Below are 19,670 nucleotides of genomic sequence, written 5' to 3' on the forward strand. Positions count from 1 at the left end.
TTGTGCGCCGGGCAGTTCTATTTGTATTGGAGGATTAAAGTTCCTCTGTGCGCCGATTCCATTCGGAAGCACTAGCTAACAGACAGGGCGTCGTCCGTGAGGAGGGGTCCGGAGGGTCTGAAGGCAAACTGTGGAACGGAGCGAAAGCGAACCGATGCTGGCTGGTTTGGTGGGTAACTTTGCAAGATGTGAGAAAGCCCGATAAATGGAAAAAGCCAAATTAGTTAAGACGGTCGAGTTCACAGGGAGGCAAGTAGGATGACCCCGGGAGATCTCGCAGTGCCCGTGGAACGGTAACCTGACCTGCAAGGAGTGGTACTCTAAGTGGTCAACTATGCATTGTGAGAAGTCAGACGTACCCGTAGTGCGTGCGTGGCAGCACGTTCATCAGGTGGGTTAAAGTCCCACTGGATCCCGGACTGGGGGATCCATATCCAAACTTGGGGGTAATTCCTCAAGGGCTGATGCTCTTGCATCAGAGGGCAGGGCGTCCATTGCGAAGTGGAGTCTGAAGGGCTTGAGGAGAAGTACCAGGCCGTAGTGAAAAGGGGCCACCCGAATTGCGAACCGGTCGGCCAAAGATGGGGCAAGGTCGAGCCTGCACTATGGAGGCGAAGGCACTTTCAGTCCACCCATCGAACCAAGGTGTGTGCGGGCGGCATGGTATGGAAGATGGCGTAGCAACCCACGGAGACCTCGTATTATCTGAGGATGAACACCGTCATGGGCCGGTGTATAAATTAGCCGAGGTGGAGATCGTTGTGCGTGTTCACTTCAGTCAGACAAGCACAGCAACTCAGTAAGGCTTTCTATAAGGCAACCCCGAAGTGAAAGTTGACGTGGTGCGAGGAGTCGGAGAGCCGAATAGTACTTTAACTAACGAACAACAGAAACGTTAGGATCACCTGTCGCGTACAGGTGGCTTCGTTTTAGCTCAAAAGGCAAAGACGAAGGGGAAGGCGGCTCGCTTTATGGAACCAGAAGCCGAAGCGGAAATTCGTGAGTAGGCGGCAAGGAACGGAAAGTTCCCTATGTGAAAGACCCTGAACTTGCAGGCGGAGGAGACGAAAGCCATGAAGGAAGATGGTACAGTCAAAAAGGTTCATTCACTGATTGATAAGGTGTATCAACCGACAAACTTAAGAATGGCATGGGACATGGTTAAAGCGAACAAAGGTAGTGGCGGAATAGACAACGTCGGAATAATCGACTTTGATAAGGTAGCTGATGAGGAACTCGTAAAACTGCATAACGAATTAAAGAATGATACCTACAAGCCTATGCCCGTTCGGCGAGTCTATATCCCCAAACGTAATAAGCCGAATGAGAAGAGGCCTTTAGGAATTCCTTCTATACGAGATCGCGTCTGTCAGCAAGCTCTAAAGAACAGATTAGAACCCATCTTCGAGCCGGAATTCAGCGATTGTAGTTATGGCTATCGACCGGGGCGATCGGCACATCAAGCCATGAGGAAAATCTATCGTGAAATTATGTTAGGGCACGAGTGGGTTGTCGATGCTGACCTACGAGATTTCTTCGGGAATGTAGAGCATGAAGCCCTTCTTGATATGATTGCGGAAAAGGTTAGTGACAGCAGGGTTCTTAAGCTCACGAGGTCAATGCTCAAAGCTGGGTATATGGACCAAGGGAAAAAGTACCCAACGCCACAAGGAACGCCCCAGGGTGGGGTCGCTAGTCCGCTATTTAGTAATATCTATCTTAATCCGTTTGACCATAAGATGGTAGAAAAAGGACACCTTTTAACACGTTTTGCGGATGATTGGGTCATCCTTTGCAAAACACGAAGAGAGGCTACTCAGGCTTTACGTGATGCTAAGGTAATCCTAGAAACGCTAGGTTTAACACTGCACCCGGAAAAGACCCGAATTACCCACATAAGTAAAGGGTTCGAATTTCTTGGGTACAAAGTGAAACAGGCTCAAAGAGGACTTAGATTGCCATTACACAAGATTAAGAAAGGTCCAAATAAGCTTAATCTTTATGCAATTCCAACCCGAAAGTCTCTCGAACGTTTCATGGGTACGATCCGTAACCGAACGAAACGGCGGGTACCTCTAAAGCTTTACGAGCTCATCCAGAGCATAAACCCAGTCATACGAGGATGGGGTAACTACTATCGCAAAGCCCATGTGCGCAAGCTGTTCAACAAGTTACAAAGATGGATTTTACGGAGGATATGGAGTCATCGTCGCAAACGGTGGCGGAACGCCGGGTGGAAGAAATATCCGGTTAAGATGCTCTACGAAGTATATCGTCTAGAGAACCTGACGTCTCTCATACCGGACTTGAACCGAAAGACTGCATCTATTAGATGACATAAAGGAAAGCGGATTACGGGAAAACTGTACGATCCGTTTGAACGAGCGGACGGAGGAAGGCTTCTGCCGACCTCCTTCGACTCTACAGTGAATAAGTCCGTGCCAATGAACCTTGGTAACAAGCGGGAGGAGAAAACATGGATGATCATGCATTGATTGCATGGCCTGAACACTATCCAAAAGAAGTGTTCAGAGGCGAAGGGGGAAACCTCAGTTAAGGTTGAAAGACGAGTAGACCCTGACTATTGTAATGGGGTGAAAAGGAAGAGACCCGAGAGGAAACTCGATGACGGAGAAACCCACACTGAGTATCGGTGAGATGCAAGGGGAAAATTGCCTGGGTCAGTGAGACGTGAGGGCTAGGGAAGCCGTAATCCACCGAGAAGTAAACAGGAATAGCCAGAGGGATGCAACATCCCAAAACCGCGGAGAGGAACGTAAACGTGAACAAACAGAAATGGTACTCTCTTATCGACAAAGTATATCGGGTAGAGAATTTAGAAAACGCTTGGAAGCAGGTTAAAGCGAATCGTGGAGCAGCAGGCGTTGATGGTGTTACCATCAAAGATTTTGGTAAGGATCTCCATGGAAACATAGAGAGACTAAGCCAAGACATGATGACAAAGTGCTATGTACCTAAGCCAGTGCGACGAGTGGAAATCAAGAAAGACACTGGTGGAATCAGGCCGCTCGGAATTCCCTCTATTGGCGATCGTGTAGCGCAGCAGTCAGCGCGCAATGTACTGGAACCCATATTTGAGCCAAAGTTCTTGGACTGCAGTTTTGGGTTCAGACCGGGACGTAGCGCCCACATGGCTATTGATCGAATTAAACTCTTTCTAGAAGCGGGATACGTTTGGGTAGTGGATGCCGACATTAAAAGCTACTTCGATAACATAAGCCAGGAAAAGCTTATTGATGAAATTGCCAAGGAAGTCAGTGACGGTAGCATGCTAAAATTAATCCGAAGCTTTCTACAGAGTGGAGTCATGGTCAATGGCACATATGAGTTAACAGACAAGGGAACCCCGCAGGGGGGGCATTAGTCCGTTGCTTGCGAACGTCTACCTGCATCCATTCGACGAAGAAATGACGGCGAGGGGTTACAGGCTCGTGAGGTATGCAGACGACTGGTTGATCTTATGCAAAAGTGAAAAGTCAGCGCAACGAGCATTAAAGGGAGCAAAAGAGATACTAGAAGGTCAACTCGGGCTTACTCTGCATCCGGATAAAACGAAGATCGTTGATGCCCGACAAGGCTTTGATTTCCTTGGGTACAACTTCAAAGTCGTACACTTTCGGCGTAAACGAAAAGAGGACGATATCTTTACTTGTTATCTGAAACCAAGTGAAAAGGCGCTGAATAAGTTCAAAGCCAAGATAAGAGAAATTACCCGAAGAAACCAGACAACCAACATGCCAACCCTGTTAAAGAAGTTAAATCCTTATATCAGGGGTTGGGCCAACTATTATGGACATGGGAATGTAAAAACCTTATTTAAAACCATAGATACGTGGATACGGCGACGAGTCAGAATGGTACAGATGCGGAGTTGGCGCAATCCACGCCGTATTTGGTCTATCCTAATGCGCAAAGGATGGAAAAAGGACAAGATGTTAAGCTTGTCCATGACTAGGTGGCGGAATTCGGCGTGTCAAATGGTTCATGCAGCCCTTGACCTTAAATGGTTTGAAAAGATTGGTTTTGTCAGTCTGTTAGGTGTTTACGAAAATCTTTGTGCTAAAAAGGCGAACTGATGGAAGAGCCGTGTGCGATGGTCCGCATGCACGGTTCCGTGAGAGGGGCGAGTAATCGCCCCTACTCTATTGGGCATTGTAGCTATCGTGATTACGGGTAAAAATCCGGAAAATGTTCCTGCTGTCTTAAGTTTCGATGAAGATGGGGGGCAGATCCTAAAGGTCCTTTGTCTGAAGGAAAGAGAAATATCAGAGACGATCAGCTATATTAGGAACAATATCGGGAGGGGAAAGGACACAGCGGCCATCGGGATTGGCTCTGCCGGTGAACATTTATTGCCGATTGCTTCTGTGTTCACTACCTATCCCGAGGGTAATCCCCTCTTTAACTGTGCCCGGGGCGGAATGGGAGATGTTTTTGGCTCAAAAGGCTTAAAGGCAGTGGCAGTCACGACAAAAGCTAACTTTACCAGCAAGGTAGTGAATGTCACTGAAATGGAAAGAGCCTCTAAAAGGTTGGCAAGAATCATTATCGATCATCCGGTATGTGGGGGAGCTCTACCTGCTTATGGTTCAATCACTTTAATGAAAATGATGAAGAGTAACAAGTTAAATCTTGAGTCGATTAAAGAGATTCCCCAGAGTAAGATCATAGCAGAGAACCAGAGGGTTAATCTGACTAAAGAGGGTAGCCCCAGAATCAACCGCACTTGTGCCCCGTTATGTGTTGTGGGCTGTCTAAACCGTCATGCCCGAGGCAATGAAACCCTGTTGGCATCCCCAGCTGAGAGTGAGGTTTCGGCAGCTCTGGAGGACTTTGGTATAGAAGACGCTGCATTTGCCTCGAGGTTTAATAGAATAGCCTTTGAACAAGGGATTGATTCAGTCGAGTTTCTATTTTGTTGCGCGCTATATTACAAAATCAAGGATATGAAGGCAGACAAAGTTACATTATTAGCGGCTCTCAATGAAGTTAAAGAGCTAACCGATCTGGGCAGAATTCTGGCTTCCAGGACGGAAGGATTATATCGTCTTTATCAAGACCATACCAAGTTATTGCCTATGGTCACCCGGCCCTCCATTGCTGAGGAGCATAACTTTGATATAAACCTAAGTTTCAAAGTTACAGGGTGTGAGGATTTAGAGGACAAACAATATTTATATGCCAATATGCTGACCTTAGGCAACCTGGGCATTTGTCTTTTTACCTCGTTTGCGATTATAGAAAGTCGTGAGGCCATGGACCTGCTTGCGGTCTTGTTTCAGGCTAAAACAGGACGTAAGCTTGAGGCGAACGATCTAATCAGGTATTCTGTTAATTGCCTTAAGGTTGAGGAGGACTACGAAAAACAAGCCAAGCTGCTAAGTCTGCAAAAAGAAATACCGGAGTTCGTTAAGGTGCTCCATAGGTATTTTGGCAAAGGCGTGGACGAATGAAGGATAAGCTATCCGTTGCAATTTTACCAATGGCTCTCGGCGCTTTTTCTGCAGCCTTGGACAACAATGTCTTAAATATCTGTCTGCCCCTATTAGCCAAGGAATTTGAAACAGATCTGGGTACGGTCCAATTTGTGTCATCTTCTTATGTATTCGCTATTTGCAGTTTATTGTTGTTTTTTGCCTATCTCTCGGCATCCATTGGCAGAAAATACGTTTTTAGTATTGGTGTTACTTTGTTTTCGCTGGGGAGCTTGGCCGTAGCCTTTTCTCCTAATATTTTTATGCTTATTCTCTTTAGGATAATTCAGGGGATGGGTGCTGCTATGTTCATGGCCAACGGTATGGCCTTGATAAATTCCCACTTCAGTAACGAGGTGAAAGGAAGAGCGTTTGGGATTATCTTTACTGCCACATCTGTTGCCAGTATTATCGGTCCGGTCGTAGGAGGAGTTATTGCCACAATGTGGGGTTGGCGTGCAATTTTTTTCTTAATAACCCCGATGGGTGCATTAGCCGGGGTGTTGGCTCTCAAACTATTAGACAAAGAAGATCAAAAACCAATAACATCCTTTGATTTAATAGGGTCAGTTTTGAGTATTCTCGATGTATTCGCCTTTTTTAGCTGTTTTTATCTTGTGAAGAGCAGGTATCCATTGCTCGCTCTTGTTGCTTTAGCAGGGGCTGTTGCTCTCTGCTATTTTTTCAGAAACAGTCAAAGAGAAAATCCGAATCCTGTCTTAAACCCAAATATCTGGGGACAAGAAAACTTTCGCCAGGCAAATATGCAGTCTGGATTGATCTTCGCCATTATGATGGCAGTTTCAGTCGTTTTACCCTTTTATTTCATGATGTTTTTGGGTACTCCTCCGCCTACTCAGGTATGGTTCTGGCTACTATGGCTCTTTCGATCGTAGCTGTTTCATATTATAGCGGATTTTTAGCGGATAAATTAGGAACTCAAAAAATCACATCAATGGGTATAATGTTAATGCTGATTGGCATGATGACACTGCTTATAGGGGTCTATGTTAAATTGAATTGGATACTAATTATGGGTAATCTGATCCTGGGCGCAGGAGTGGGTATTTTTAACCCGGCCAATAATAAAATGATTATGCAAAGTGTACCTAATGAATTTGCGGCTATGGCAGCAAGCATCAATGTTCTTTCGCGCAATGCCGGAATTGCAATTGGGATTGCTTTATCAGGAATAGGATATAGTGCTCTTATAAGTTTTCATTTACCACCGGATATGGCGGCTGCAAGTGTATTAGGATTGTTTCTAATTTTGAATATATTTGTAAGAAAAATAAAAGTCCAATAATATTCATTGAGTTTATTCTTGCTACCTATTTGGAATTCATACTACTTAATGTTAAAATTAAATTAGGAGGTGGAGCGAAAAATGAGCGAAGAAAGCAAAATGTATCAATGTCAAACTCAAAACTGTGGATATATTTTTAACTCAGAAAAGGGCTGTAAAAAAAGTAAAATACCGAAGGATGTTCCTTTTGAGGAGTTGCCGGATACTTGGAGATGTCCTTTGTGTGGAGTTGGTAAAAAAATGTTCAAACCCGTGTAGGAATATCCTTATTTTACCAACTACTAAAATTGGTGGATAAAGGTAATAATATAAAAGCTCCTGCCATGCAGGAGCTTAATTACTCAAGAAATATTAGATTGAGTGGTAATGACTTACGTTAAATTGAAAATCGTTAAGGTCTGAAGTTTTTTGTATTCTTGCTCAAGGACATCTGTCAGTGAGATGTCTAAGGCGTTGGACAGAGCGGCCATATAAAAGAGTTGCTTACCTAATTCTGCTTCAATGATGTCTCGGCAATTATCGCAAACGTTTCCTTCAAGCTGACTGTCCAATAGTTCTTTTAAATCAGCAAGGCTTGCATCAGCAGGCAAGGATTTCTTATGGGCATTTATGGCATGGCAACCACAGCTTGTCACGGATTTGACAACAGCTCGGTTAACACGCGCGGAGGTTTCTTGCCCTTTTGACATGATATCGAGAATGCTTTGATGTCGGATCAACAGAGATTTTACTGTGCTTTGGAATTGGTCAGTGAGTTGCTCCATAAGTGCTGTCCTCACTCCTTTCTGCCATCTCTATTATAACGAGACGGTTGGTCTGTTGTCAATTTTAAACAGAATTAAGGTTAAAAAAGGTAAATTGACAGCCTAAAGACTGTGTGATATAATTTTAAAATTTTGACCCGGGCAATGTTCCTTGCTATAATGGTAGATAAGGGGGTGGCTGAATGTTTAAAGTTGGTGACAAAGTAGTATATCCGATGCATGGTGCCGGGATTATTGAATCGATTGAAGAACGGGAAGTTCTAGGTGAAATACGCCAATACTATGTCATGCATTTACCAGTGGGGAACATGAAATTATTCATTCCTCTGAGCAATGTGGAAAATCTTGGTTTGCGGCAAGTGATTTCTCCTGCGATGGTTAAAGATGTGTTGGAGGTGCTAAGGACCAAGGATACAGCAGCAACCTTAGCGTGGAATCGTCGCTATCGTGCGAACTTAGAGAAGATAAAGAGCGGAAATATTTTTGAAGTTGCAAATGTCGTTCGTAGTCTTTCTCAAAGAGATCACGAAAAAGGCCTTTCTACTGGAGAAAAGAAGATGTACGAAAATGCTTGCCAAATCTTAATCAGTGAACTCGTTTTAACTGAGGGTTCTGAAGAGGCTGCGGTCAGGCAATGGCTTTCGACAGCCTTAGTTTAACATTTTCTTAGGTTGTTCTAGCCCTTCCCTTAAATTGATGAAATCTTGTTGAACTCCAGAATCGGCTTAATGCATCAGACAAAGAAGTTTAAGATTAGTGCCAAGTCAAGACCCGAACAAGGATATTCGAAGTTTGAGCATCGCCATGACTCGAACAAGGTATTCGAGATTAGAGCATCGCCATGACTCTAACAAGGATGTTTCGAGATTAGAACACCACCATGACTCGAACAAGGACGTTCGTGGTTAGAGCGCCACTATGACTCGAACAAGGACGTTCGAGATTAGAGCGCTACCATGACTCGAACAAGGACGTTCGAGATTAGAACACCGCCATGGATGGCAAGGTGTCGTGATGGCAAGTAACAGGTAGTTGTGGCCAATTAAAAGGGTTTTATACTCACTGTTTACTAATATTAATCCAGACAAAAGGATTAATTTACCTTAGGTTGAAAAATAATGAAGCACGGAGTATAATTGGAAAGACTTTTAGTCAGAATAAGTTATAAAGGAGGTGAAAAGATGATTCGCAATTTAATACGCGGGATCATCACCTTATTATTAGGGGCGGTTGGGTTTTATCTTAACTATGTTCTTATACGCCTGGATTTCTTACAAACACTTGGATGGAGTTTATCACCTGTTGGGACTTACGCAGTAATGACAATTATATTTGCTATCTTAGGTTTTTTAGTGGCTCCGGTAAGTATCCGTTCTTTTATAGCATTAATGCGTTGGATGGATTCTCGCTTAACTAGAGTCCCCACACATGATCTGATGAGCGCAGCCATCGGGGGGATTATTGGACTTATTATTGCAAGTTTATTCAGTAATTCTTTTGTTAGTATTACGTTCTTCGGACCACTGTTAGCAGTCCTTTTAAGCCTCTTCTTAGGTTATTTGGGTTTAACGATTGGAATGAAGCGTAAAGAGGATGTTTTAGGCTTTCTTAATTTTATTCCAAGATTTCGCGACAGAGGAGACAAGGCGGATAAAGCAGAAAAGAATAAGGAAGCAAAGGGTGGCCGTACACGAGAATCGGTGAATTATAAGATTCTTGATACCAGCGTAATTATTGATGGCCGAATCGCGGACATTGTCAAGACAGGCTTTATTGAGGGAATCTTACTTATTCCAAGTTTTGTGCTAGAAGAGCTTCGCCATATCGCGGATTCTTCGGATTTGCTTAAACGAAATCGTGGGCGTAGAGGGCTTGATATTCTCAATCAGATTTCGAAGGAAACGGTCATCAAAGTCCATATTCATGAGCAAGACTTTGATGATATAAATGAAGTCGATAGCAAACTGGTCCGGTTAGGGCAAGTCTTAGGTTCCCCTCTCCTAACGAATGACTATAACCTGAACAAAGTGGCTGAACTTCAAGGAGTTAAGGTTCTAAATATTAATGAGTTAGCCAATGCCCTTAAACCCATTGTTTTACCGGGTGAAGAAATGCAAGTCCAGGTTATGAAAGAAGGAAAAGAACCTGGTCAAGGTGTAGCCTATCTGGATGACGGAACCATGATCGTGGTGGATATGGGCCGACGTTATATGGGGCAAAGTGTGGTCGTTTTAGTGACAAGTGTTCTTCAAACGGCGGCTGGGCGGATGATTTTCGCTAAGCCTAAAAGCTCTTTAGAAAAAAAGCCGATGGGCCTTCGTCCAACGGATGAGGTGAATGCGATTGGCTAAGCTCGGGATTGTCATACCTGCAGCCGGTCAGGGCAAACGGATGGGGGCCGGGTGCAACAAGCAATTTATGAAATTGATGGGACAGCCGATTTTAGCTCATACGATAAGACTCTTTGAAGATTCGGGTCATGTATCGGAAATTGTCATTGTAGGGGCAGAAGGTGATATTTCCGTTATTGAAGAGCTAGTGCATCACCATTCGTTTAAGAAAATTAGAGCCATTTGTCAAGGTGGTGCACTACGCCAAGATTCGGTTCGTGCGGGGGTTCAAGCTCTTAGTCCTACTATTCAACGGATAGTGGTGCATGACGGGGCGCGGCCCCTTTTGACGTTACAAGCATTTCATAAATTTCTGAGCGAGACGGAAGAGTTCAGCGCTGCTATTATGGGGATTCCTGTTAAGGATACCGTAAAACAAATCGATTTATCGAGTAAAGTGCTGGAAACATTGCCACGTGATCGTTTATGCGCTGTGCAGACCCCACAAATCTTTGACCGTAAACTATTGGAAGAAGCACACCGGCAGGCATTATCTGCGGGTTACTATGGTACTGATGATGCATCTTTGCTAGAATGGATAGGATGTCCCGTGCAGGTGGTAGCGGGTTTGCAGGAAAATATTAAGCTGACAACGCCCGAGGATTTGTGGTTGGCTGAACGGATTTTATCGATGCGCGAGGCACGAGTCACGATGCCCGAACATAAGACAGACACGAAACATGAGAGATAAGGCGTCAGATACGTCAGATACGATGGTATGCATTGCACGAAGTACGGATCGCGAATCGTGGTCCATACTTCGTTCGTGCGATATTTGCTTTGGGTCTCGTACTTCGAACCTCGAACCTCGAACTTCGAGAAGGGGGTGTTAGGTATTAAAGTAGGAATCGGTTATGATGTACATGCTCTGGTAGAGGGGCGCCCTTTAATTCTTGGAGGGGTGGAAATTCCTTATGTAAAAGGTTTACTGGGACATTCGGATGCGGATGTTCTAATTCATGCGGTCATGGATTCCCTATTAGGGGCTTTGGCTTTAGGAGATATCGGCGGGCATTTTCCGGATCATGATTCCCGCTACCGAGGTATTTCGAGTCTCACTTTATTGGAGCATGTCATGGAACTCCTTGAAGCAAAGGGTTATCACGTCGGAAATATGGATAGTATCATCATGGCAGAGCAACCTAAACTTGCTCCGTTCATCTCAAAGATGCGCTATAACCTTTCGCGCGCTATGAACGTAGAGGAAGCTTGTATTTCTGTGAAAGCAACAACAACCGAACGGTTGGGGTTTGTGGGTAGAGAAGAAGGCATAGGTGCTCAAGCCATTGTAAGCTTAGAAAAGGTTGGAGGATGATTTATGGGAATTCGCGTTCGATTTGCACCTAGTCCAACAGGTCCACTACATATTGGTGGGGCAAGATCGGCTTTATTCAATTATTTATGGGCACGCAAAAATAAGGGGATTTTTATTGTTCGAAGTGAAGACACTGATTTAGAGCGTTCCAGCAGAGAGTCAGAGCATAACATTTTGGAAGCACTGCGTTGGTTAAATATCCAATGGGATGAGGGAATCGAGGTGGGGGGGGAACATGGCCCTTACCGCCAAACAGATCGTTTAGCACTTTACAAAGAGTATACAGAGAAGCTCATTGCCAGTGGGAATGCTTACTATTGTTACTGTTCGGAGGAGGAATTGGAACAAGAAAGGCAGGCTTTAATAGCTAAAGGGGAAACTCCGCGTTATCTAGGCAAGTGTCGACAATTAACCCCTGAACAGAAGGCAGCGCTGGAGCTTGAAGGTCGTAAGCCTGTTGTGCGATTCCGTGTGCCGGAAGGTCAAGCGATTCATATTTCTGATCAGGTTCGTGGGGATGTTGTTTTTGATAGTGATGGAATTGGGGATTACGTAATTGTTAAATCGGATGGGATACCTACCTATAATTTTGCAGTGGTGGTCGATGATCTTACCATGAAAATCACGCATGTTATTCGGGGAGAGGAACATCTATCGAATACACCACGCCAAGTTCTGATTTATCAAGCCTTGGGGTTGTCCGCCCCTGAATTTGCGCATATTTCTCTCATTCTTAATACGGAAGGTGGGAAAATGAGCAAACGCGACGGAGATACTGCCGTCATAGACTATCAGAAAAAAGGGTATCTACCGGAAGCGATTGTCAACTTTATTGCCCTTCTTGGTTGGGCTCCTTCTGGAGAAGAAGAGTTTTATACCTTGGCTGCGTTGACAGAAGCGTTTTCGCTAGACCGTGTTTCTAAGAGCCCTGCTGTGTTTGATCGACATAAGTTAAACTATATTAACTCTCATTACATTAAAAAGACTGCGCCAGAACGGTTGGCAGAGCTTGCGTTGCCTCATGTAGAGGAATTGGGTATTAGTCCTCTCGGAGAGCGGTCTGCAGAGCAACAACAGTGGCTTAACGATTTTATTAGGGCCATCTCTGAGAAAATATCCTATATGGCAGAAGCCAAGGAATTCGTACATTATTTCCATGGCGATGTACCACTTAGTGCGGAAGGGGAAGCCTTGGAGGTGTTAAGGGGCGAGCAGGTGTCCAGTGTCTTGGCCTTATTCAAGGATAAAATACTAGAGTTGGATGTACTTTCTGGAGCGAACGTCAAAACGCTTTTGAAGCAGATAACCAAAGAGTTAAAGCTTGGAGGCAAATTGGTATTTATGCCAGTGCGAGTGGCTTTGACCGGACAGATACACGGACCAGAACTTTATGATGTCATCCCATTGTTGGGGCGCGAGAACGTCTTAAAACGGATTGAAGTGACTAAGGCGCATTATTTGTCGAAGGTTCCTCTATCAAACAATTAGGTTTAGGTTGTTATTGATTGACAGCAATTAAAGACTACCCTATAATAGGTACAAAATTAGTTCTAAAATTATTAATTTAATGAGTCTTAGGCGATGATGAGAAAGAGTACAAAAAGGAATTGCGACAAGCGAGGATGGGGTAGTGGAAGCCATTTGCAAGGAATTTTTAGAAGTGCGTCTCGGAGTTGATTGGAAGAAGGGAAAGTATTCCGATCCGTCGTAACTGCGTTAAAGTTATAAGCTGGAACGACATGGTCGTTCAATCAGAGTGGGACCGCGGAACCTTTCGTCTCTGGACGAAGGGTTCCGCTTTTTGTATTCATTTTATGAGTATTTGAATAAACCAGCTCGTGATTCGATATTCGAACCACGAACCACGACTCTGCGGTTAGCCATCGGATATTGTGAAGGAAAAGGGTGTGGATAAGATGTTTCAGCAGATAAGGCGCGATATTCGAGTTATTTTTGAGCGTGATCCAGCAGCCAAAAGTATTTGGGAGGTTATATTCTGTTATCCAGGGTTTCATGCTGTCCTTATCCACCGAATGGCTCATTGGTTGTATCTGCGTAATCTGGTGCTCTTGCCGCGAATGATCTCTCAGCTCTCCCGCTTTCTGACTGGGATTGAAATCCATCCTGGTGCGAAGATCGGGCAAGGTCTCTTTATTGACCATGGCACGGGTGTGGTCATCGGCGAAACTGCGGAAGTAGGTGATAACGTTACCTTATACCAGGGAGTAACCTTAGGTGGAACCGGTAAAGAGAAGGGCAAGAGGCATCCGACCATTGGAAATAATGTGGTGATTGGGGCAGGGGCCAGAGTATTAGGTTCTTTCAAAGTTGGAGATAATGTAAAAATCGGAGCAGGTTCGGTGGTTAATAAACCTGTCCCAAGTGACACAACAGTCGTGGGGGTTCCGGGCCGGATTGTCCTGCACCATGGGGTCCCGATTAAAGACCCGGATTTAAGACATGATGACCTACCCGATCCAGTGAACGAGATGCTAAGGTGCTTGATGCAGCGTGTTGAATATTTAGAACAACGATTAAAGGAGGAGAGTCGATACAATGTCTTTGAAATTATACAACACAATGACCCGCCAAAAGGAACCATTCCAACCACGAGAGAGCAACAAAGTTGCAATGTATGTCTGCGGACCGACGACCTATAATTATTTTCATGCTGGGAATGGGCGGATGTTTGTCGTATTTGACATGATTAGGCGTTATTTTATCTATAAAGGCTATGACGTTCGTTATATACAGAACTTTACGGATGTGGATGATAAAATTATTCAACGAGGGAACGTCGAAGGAATGGAACCACTGGCTTTAGGCCAGAAATATATAGAAGAATATTTCAAGGATGCCAAGGCCCTAAATCTTCTTCCGGCTACAATACACCCCAAGGCTACAGAGCATATTCCAGAAATGATCGAGATTATTCAAGGGCTTATCGATACGGGGTTAGGGTACGAAGTGGAGGGAGATGTTTACTTTGCAGTAGATCATTTTCCGGACTACGGGAAACTATCTGGAAGAACCCTCGAAGATATGAAGGCCGGCGCAAGGGTTGAGGTGGATGAACGAAAACACCATCCGATGGACTTTGCACTTTGGAAAAAGGCCAAGCCTGGAGAACCGGCTTGGGAAAGTCCGTGGGGTAAAGGACGCCCAGGTTGGCACATTGAGTGCACCGCTATGTCCTTAAAATATCTGGGAGCAGACTTTGATATTCACGGTGGCGGGGAAGATCTAGCGTTCCCTCATCATGAAAACGAGATTGCCCAAACAGAAGGGTACCTGAAAGGTCAGACCTTCGCCCGTTATTGGATGCATAATGCCTTTCTTACCATTAATCAAGAAAAAATGTCAAAATCCTTAGGGAACTTTTTTACAGTCCGGGAGTTGCTCGAAAATTCTACGGGGGAAGTCATTCGCTTTTATTTACTGGGAACGCATTATCGCAGTCCCTTAGACTTTAGTGAGCAAAACTTAGTCATGGCCCAAAAAGGGTTGGAGCGGTTGCAAACCAGTGTTCGTTTGGCCCAAGAAGTCTTGGATCGTGAAGGCTCACCTATCAACAAGCAAACACAAGACGAATTATTGAAGGCGGCTAAGGATGCCCGTGAAGCGTTTGAAAAGGCCATGGATGATGACTTTAATTCAGCTTTGGCTTATGCCGCGCTCTTTGAATTAGCCAAGATAATGAATGGGTATGTTCAGGAACATCCTGCCCCTTCAGAAGGATTGGTACAGGCTCAAAAGACCCTAATAGAGCTTGGAACGGTACTTGGCTTTGATTTACTTCATCCTGAGAATGTTCGCGTCGAAAACGAGGAAATGCTCGCTCAAGTAATGGAGGTCGTTTTGCAGATTCGTTCACGATCTCGCCAGAAAAAAGATTGGGAAATGGCAGATTTTATTCGAGATGGACTGAAAGAAAAGGGTATCTTGATCGAAGATACTCCACAAGGTGCCAGGTGGCAAATTAAGAAGTAGTGAAAGGTGACGTATGCGAAATTGGCAAGAAATGAATGCCTTAACTCTAGCGTATTTAGGAGATGCAGTCTATGAGCTTTGGGTTCGTACGCATTTATTAGAACTGGGGCATGAAAAGGTCAGGGAACTTCATAAGCAGGCCGTTAGTTATGTGCGCGCAAGTACTCAAGCGCGAGTTTTACACGTTCTTTGGCCAGAGCTTGACGAGGTTGAACAGCAAGTCGTTCTGCGCGGACGCAATGCCAAGGGCGGGCATCCAAAAAACGTTGATGTTGTAACTTACCGTCATGCAACTGCGTTTGAAAGCTTAGTGGGCTATTGGCAATTGAACGGCCAAAGCGAGCGCATGGGATGGGCGTTTAGTCATGTAGATAGGATTCTTCTTCATGAAGGAGCGGAGAAAGACGTCGCTTCGGAGTGTAAGTAAGAGGAGAAAGGGGAGAATCTTTCGATGAGGGTAGAACTAATTCAGCACACTCCAGATCCAGAGAAAGTAGTAGCTGCCGCTGCTCGCTTATGTTACTCTGCAGACCCGGTATCCGATTTATTAGAGCAATTAGACGATGATAGGGTGGCGAGTTTTGTCCGAAAGTTGCAGGAAATGGGTCATCTTTCTCCTTTTGAACATGTGAGTTTTCAATTTTCAATTGATGGTGTTTCGAGAGCCCTATCCCATCAGCTGGTGCGCCATCGAATTGCTAGTTATTCTCAACGTTCTCAGCGTTATGTTGCTGAGAAGGGATTTAAGTATGTAATTCCACCGAGTGTAAAACGGAATCCGGAGGCCTTAGAGCGGTTTGAGATGGTTATGGCTCGTCTACAGGAAGACTATCAGGAACTTTTGAATTTCGTACCTGCTGAGGATGCTCGCTATGTTTTACCGAACGCTTGTACCACTTCTCTGATGGCTTCATTTAATGTCCGATCGTTATTGAATTTCTTTGAACATCGAACCTGTATAAGAGCTCAGTGGGAGATTCGTTTTTTGGCAGAAAAGATGTTGGAATTAGTTCGGGAGGTAGCTCCAAATCTCTTCTGCGAAGCAGGTCCAACCTGTATCACTAGGGGAGTCTGTCATCAGGGTACTTATAGTTGTGGAAGATTGAAAACCCTCGAAGGAAAGAAGGAAGCTACTTGAACGACGAAATGGTTTATGGAAAAAATCCCGTGGTAGAACTTTTAAAAAGTGGAAAACCCATTAATAAAGTCCTCTTTCTTGCGGAAGGACCAGGCGGACGGAACCAAGACATAGTTGCTTCACTGCATGAACGAAATATTCCGTATCAATTTGTGGACCGTCAGACTCTAGACCGTTTAACCAATCGTGAACGGCACCAGGGAATGCTTGCCTATGTCGCGGCTAGGGAGTATGCCAGTATTGAGGATATCCTTGCTTTAGCTGAGGAGCGGCAAGAGGACCCCTTTATATTGATGCTTGATGAGATCGAGGACCCACATAATTTGGGGGCCTTGCTGAGAACCGCGGACGCTGTCGGGGCCCATGGGGTGATTATTCCAAAACGTCGAAGTGTTGCCTTGACAGGTACAGTCGCCAAAACCTCAGCAGGGGCAGTGGAACATGTCCTAGTAGCGCGAGTGAGCAATTTGGTTCAAACTTTAAAAGACTTGCAGAAGAAAGGGTGTTGGGTTTCTGGGGCAGAAGCAGGAGGGAACGCTGTTTTTGAAGCAGATCTCACGGGTTCTCGAGTTATCATTATTGGCAGTGAGGGAAAAGGCATCAGCCGTTTACTCCGAGAAAGTTGTGACGAGATTGTCAGTATACCTATGAAGGGTAAGGTCAGTTCCTTAAACGCTAGTGTTGCAGGGTCGATCATGCTTTATGAAGTACTCAGGCAAAGAGCAAGCTCGAGCCACGTAGCGCGAGGGGTAAAGCAGGAGGGGTAAGGCACGAAACACGAAACACGAGGCACGAAACATGAGGCTCGATGGACGAACACGGGGTGAGGTGTGATTGTGATGGGCAATTTCGAAAACTTTAGCTTCCAAACAATACCAGCTCGAATTTAACCCCTAGTGCCTCGAACCCCCTGAATAGCTAGGTTTGCAGAGAACTCTGAGCCTCAATCTTCGAACTTCGCGCCTTGAGTCTCGCTAATAGCGACAGAAGAACCAAAACTTCGCCTTGACGCTTTTCTTTAGGGTCGAGTATAATGATAATGTTCTCGTGGACGAGGGCTACGCGAGATAGCGTCTTCTTTTTGACGACATTGTAGGGGGGATCAACTTTGACTCTTCAAGCCCAATCAGAATTAATAGAGTGCGAGATCATCGACGTAATCGTGGATGAAGAGGTAGTTGAGCTTGCCAAGGAAGGCGACGCTATAGCACTAGAGTACTTAATTAACAAATATAAAAACTTTGTTAGGGCAAAAGCACGTTCGTACTTTCTTATTGGAGCTGATCGTGAAGATATTATCCAAGAGGGCATGATTGGACTCTATAAGGCAATCAGGGATTTTCGGGGTGACAAACTCTCGTCCTTTCGGGCCTTTGCTGAATTATGCATAACGCGTCAGATCATCACGGCGATTAAAACTGCAACAAGGCAAAAGCATATTCCGCTAAACTCCTACGTATCCCTAAACAAACCCATTTATGACGAAGATTCTGACAGAACTCTACTTGATGTGATATCGGGAACTCGAATTACAGATCCTGAAGAACTCATCATTAGTCGGGAAGAATTTGACGACATCGAGGAAAAAATGGGCGAAATCCTTAGTTCGCTTGAGTGGAAAGTATTAATGTCCTATCTAGAAGGAAAGTCTTACCAGGAGATTGCAGTAGATTTGAAGAGGCATGTAAAGTCGATTGACAACGCGCTGCAGAGGGTTAAGAGAAAACTTGAGCGTTACCTCGAACGACGCGATGGATAATTTTACCTAATATAAATTACTTGCATTCTGTATCAATAAGTGGTAAACTGCAATAGTGCTCAGCGATGAATGGTCGAGCAAAGAGATCATTCTAACGCAGCGGACAATGCCGACGTAGCTCAATTGGTAGAGCAACTGATTTGTAATCAGTAGGTTGCGGGTTCGAGTCCCATCGTTGGCTCCATTAACAATTCGAGGATTGTAGGGTCAAGGCGCAATCGATGCTTTTATGCCGGATGGTAACTTTGCTGGATAAGTGGATGTCGATACATCACTTAGTACAATTGCCAAAGATCGTCGCGGGGTGGAGCAGTGGTAGCTCGTCGGGCTCATAACCCGAAGGTCGTCGGTTCAAATCCGGCCCCCGCAACCAAGTAATCTGAGACAGCAAGGCTGTCTTTTTTGTTATACGCTTTATCTGGAAATTTTGCCAGTGCATAAGTGCAACTAAGGCGGCCGCCTTCGCTGAAGCTCGGCGCTAGCCAAGTTTTCTTACGAAAATGAATCTACGCGCTGTCATTTCATACTGTTATTTCAGTGAACATTAAAACCCTCAAAACCCTCAAAACCCTCTAAATCTTTGTTTCCAAATCACCTACCCCTAAAAAGACAATAACATGCCCGAGAACACTGTTATAGCTACGCACGGAGGTTATGATGCTTTAACTATTTGGTATCCTTTTGATTCTAGTGCCTTAATCAAACGTTGTTCTTTCTTCTTCTCCTGATTTTCGATAAACTGTGTACCAAGTTCTTGATATGGGGTTTTAGTTTGTAAAATTTGATAGGCTATTCTAAGAATTAAGTGAGCTACAGCTACTATGGCTTTGTTTTTGCCTAAACGTTTTACCAAACGCCAATAGGTTGCTGATAATCGTGTATTTCTTGTAACAGATGCAGCCCATGCACATTCGCATAAAACACCTTTTAAAGCTTTATTACCTCGTTTCGTTTTACTCCCTTTTTTTTTACCAGCGCTTTCATTATTACCTGGGCTAATTCCGCTCCAAGATGAGAGATGGCTATCATTAGGAAATACAGACATATCTGTACCGAACTCGGCGATCATAATACTTGCAGCTCTTTGGTTAACTCCAGGAATTGTATCTAGTAATTCAACTTCATTACGAAATGGTTTTAAACACTCATCAATTTGACGTTCAACGCGTTCTATGGTCTCTTCTAAATATAAAAGGTGATTCCAGGAATAACGGATCATATCTCGATGATGTGGGCGGACATTTCCATTTAATGCTTCCATTAAATCAGAGATTTTTGATTTTATAGGCCCAAAAACCATATTACGAAGTTTAGACGCAGTTAAAGTTTCTCCTTGAATTAGGGTTTCTAAGATACAACGGCCAGAAACTCCAAAGATATCCGAAACATAGGTGGTGATTTTAATATTGGCATCTTGAAGAATCTTGTGGATTCGATTCTTTTCTTGAGTAACCTCTTGAACTAACTTTTTGCGATATCGAGTTAGATCACGGAGGTCTCGTATGTCATGAAG

General features: G+C 44.4%; 20 protein-coding genes, 2 tRNA genes, 1 pseudogene and 1 other annotated feature. Of the genes and pseudogenes, 21 read left to right on the forward strand and 2 right to left on the reverse strand.

The genetic code is table 11. From position 1 onward, the window contains the following. Window positions 1–560: 560 nt before the first annotated feature. The 8 genes and pseudogenes from JL57_RS02575 (at window position 561) to JL57_RS02605 (ending at window position 7,059) form a co-directional block, all read left to right on the forward strand. A complete protein-coding gene (locus JL57_RS02575; protein ID WP_034140154.1) occupies window positions 561–803 on the forward strand; it encodes a hypothetical protein in 243 nt (80 codons plus the stop codon). A gap of 270 nt (window positions 804–1,073) precedes the next feature. After that, window positions 1,074–2,336 carry a group II intron reverse transcriptase/maturase gene (gene ltrA / locus JL57_RS02580; RefSeq protein WP_034140500.1) on the forward strand — a complete coding sequence of 421 codons (1,263 nt, stop codon included), beginning with the start codon at window positions 1,074–1,076 and terminating at the stop codon, window positions 2,334–2,336. Window positions 2,337–2,782: 446 nt separating this feature from the next. Beyond that, window positions 2,783–3,385, forward strand: a complete 603-nt coding sequence (locus JL57_RS33325; protein WP_291299613.1) for a reverse transcriptase domain-containing protein — start codon at window positions 2,783–2,785, stop codon at window positions 3,383–3,385. A gap of 4 nt (window positions 3,386–3,389) precedes the next feature. Then, window positions 3,390–4,097, forward strand: a complete 708-nt coding sequence (locus JL57_RS33330) for a group II intron maturase-specific domain-containing protein (RefSeq protein WP_291299614.1) — start codon at window positions 3,390–3,392, stop codon at window positions 4,095–4,097. 69 nt (window positions 4,098–4,166) lie between these two features. Beyond that, on the forward strand, window positions 4,167–5,474 hold the full coding sequence (locus JL57_RS02590; RefSeq protein ID WP_034140501.1) for an aldehyde ferredoxin oxidoreductase N-terminal domain-containing protein: 1,308 nt from the start codon (window positions 4,167–4,169) through the stop codon (window positions 5,472–5,474). 29 nt (window positions 5,475–5,503) lie between these two features. After that, window positions 5,504–6,313: pseudogene (locus tag JL57_RS02595) on the forward strand (MFS transporter); the annotation flags it as partial. Then, entirely contained in the window at window positions 6,271–6,801 is a 531-nt protein-coding gene (locus JL57_RS02600) for an MFS transporter (protein WP_291299616.1), read from the forward strand. The pseudogene JL57_RS02595 and the gene JL57_RS02600, both read left to right, overlap by 43 nt. Before the next feature lie 81 nt (window positions 6,802–6,882). Then, window positions 6,883–7,059: a rubredoxin gene (locus JL57_RS02605; RefSeq protein WP_034140504.1), complete on the forward strand. Its 177-nt coding sequence runs from the start codon at window positions 6,883–6,885 to the stop codon at window positions 7,057–7,059. 113 nt (window positions 7,060–7,172) lie between these two features. On the opposite strand, the gene JL57_RS02610 is transcribed toward JL57_RS02605, so the two are convergent. Continuing rightward, window positions 7,173–7,565 carry a hypothetical protein gene (locus JL57_RS02610; RefSeq protein WP_034140505.1) on the reverse strand — a complete coding sequence of 131 codons (393 nt, stop codon included), beginning with the start codon at window positions 7,563–7,565 and terminating at the stop codon, window positions 7,173–7,175. A gap of 182 nt (window positions 7,566–7,747) precedes the next feature. Between JL57_RS02610 and JL57_RS02615 the strand changes: the two genes are divergently transcribed. The 13 genes from JL57_RS02615 to JL57_RS02675 all read left to right on the forward strand — a co-directional run bounded on the left by JL57_RS02615 (window position 7,748) and on the right by JL57_RS02675 (window position 18,530). Continuing rightward, window positions 7,748–8,224 carry a CarD family transcriptional regulator gene (locus tag JL57_RS02615; RefSeq protein WP_034140506.1) on the forward strand — a complete coding sequence of 159 codons (477 nt, stop codon included), beginning with the start codon at window positions 7,748–7,750 and terminating at the stop codon, window positions 8,222–8,224. Between the two features lie 522 nt (window positions 8,225–8,746). After that, complete coding sequence (locus tag JL57_RS02620; protein ID WP_034140507.1) at window positions 8,747–9,916, forward strand: PIN/TRAM domain-containing protein; 1,170 nt, start codon at window positions 8,747–8,749, stop codon at window positions 9,914–9,916. Then, window positions 9,909–10,646 carry a 2-C-methyl-D-erythritol 4-phosphate cytidylyltransferase gene (gene ispD, locus JL57_RS02625; protein WP_034140508.1) on the forward strand — a complete coding sequence of 246 codons (738 nt, stop codon included), beginning with the start codon at window positions 9,909–9,911 and terminating at the stop codon, window positions 10,644–10,646. The genes JL57_RS02620 and ispD overlap by 8 nt, the downstream gene beginning before the upstream one ends. A gap of 135 nt (window positions 10,647–10,781) precedes the next feature. Beyond that, window positions 10,782–11,270, forward strand: coding sequence for a 2-C-methyl-D-erythritol 2,4-cyclodiphosphate synthase (gene ispF, locus JL57_RS02630; RefSeq protein WP_291299615.1), 489 nt, complete (start codon window positions 10,782–10,784; stop codon window positions 11,268–11,270). Between the two features lie 3 nt (window positions 11,271–11,273). Continuing rightward, a complete protein-coding gene (gltX, locus tag JL57_RS02635) occupies window positions 11,274–12,758 on the forward strand; it encodes a glutamate--tRNA ligase (protein ID WP_034140509.1) in 1,485 nt (494 codons plus the stop codon). An 84-nt stretch (window positions 12,759–12,842) separates the two neighbouring features. Continuing rightward, window positions 12,843–13,055, forward strand: a binding site (T-box leader). A 131-nt stretch (window positions 13,056–13,186) separates the two neighbouring features. Next, entirely contained in the window at window positions 13,187–13,930 is a 744-nt protein-coding gene (gene cysE, locus JL57_RS02640) for a serine O-acetyltransferase (RefSeq protein ID WP_034140510.1), read from the forward strand. Next, window positions 13,827–15,260 carry a cysteine--tRNA ligase gene (gene cysS / locus JL57_RS02645; RefSeq protein WP_034140511.1) on the forward strand — a complete coding sequence of 478 codons (1,434 nt, stop codon included), beginning with the start codon at window positions 13,827–13,829 and terminating at the stop codon, window positions 15,258–15,260. The genes cysE and cysS overlap by 104 nt, the downstream gene beginning before the upstream one ends. 13 nt (window positions 15,261–15,273) lie before the next feature. Further along, window positions 15,274–15,687, forward strand: coding sequence for a Mini-ribonuclease 3 (locus JL57_RS02650; RefSeq protein WP_034140512.1), 414 nt, complete (start codon window positions 15,274–15,276; stop codon window positions 15,685–15,687). A gap of 24 nt (window positions 15,688–15,711) precedes the next feature. Further along, entirely contained in the window at window positions 15,712–16,398 is a 687-nt protein-coding gene (gene thyX, locus JL57_RS02655; RefSeq protein ID WP_034140513.1) for an FAD-dependent thymidylate synthase, read from the forward strand. Next, entirely contained in the window at window positions 16,395–17,165 is a 771-nt protein-coding gene (gene rlmB, locus JL57_RS02660) for a 23S rRNA (guanosine(2251)-2'-O)-methyltransferase RlmB (RefSeq protein ID WP_034140514.1), read from the forward strand. Before thyX ends, rlmB begins: the two co-directional genes overlap by 4 nt. Window positions 17,166–17,506: 341 nt before the next feature. Beyond that, window positions 17,507–18,157 carry an RNA polymerase sporulation sigma factor SigH gene (gene sigH / locus JL57_RS02665; protein ID WP_034140515.1) on the forward strand — a complete coding sequence of 217 codons (651 nt, stop codon included), beginning with the start codon at window positions 17,507–17,509 and terminating at the stop codon, window positions 18,155–18,157. 108 nt (window positions 18,158–18,265) lie between these two features. Further along, a tRNA-Thr gene (locus tag JL57_RS02670) sits at window positions 18,266–18,341 on the forward strand. A gap of 114 nt (window positions 18,342–18,455) precedes the next feature. Beyond that, a tRNA-Met gene (locus JL57_RS02675) sits at window positions 18,456–18,530 on the forward strand. 279 nt (window positions 18,531–18,809) lie between these two features. Here the strand turns inward: JL57_RS02675 and JL57_RS02680 are convergent. Next, window positions 18,810–19,670 (reverse strand): IS110 family transposase (locus JL57_RS02680; protein ID WP_034140516.1); only part of this gene is annotated, 861 nt, incomplete at its 5' end.

The sequence above is a fragment of the Desulfosporosinus sp. BICA1-9 genome, assembly GCF_000802135.1.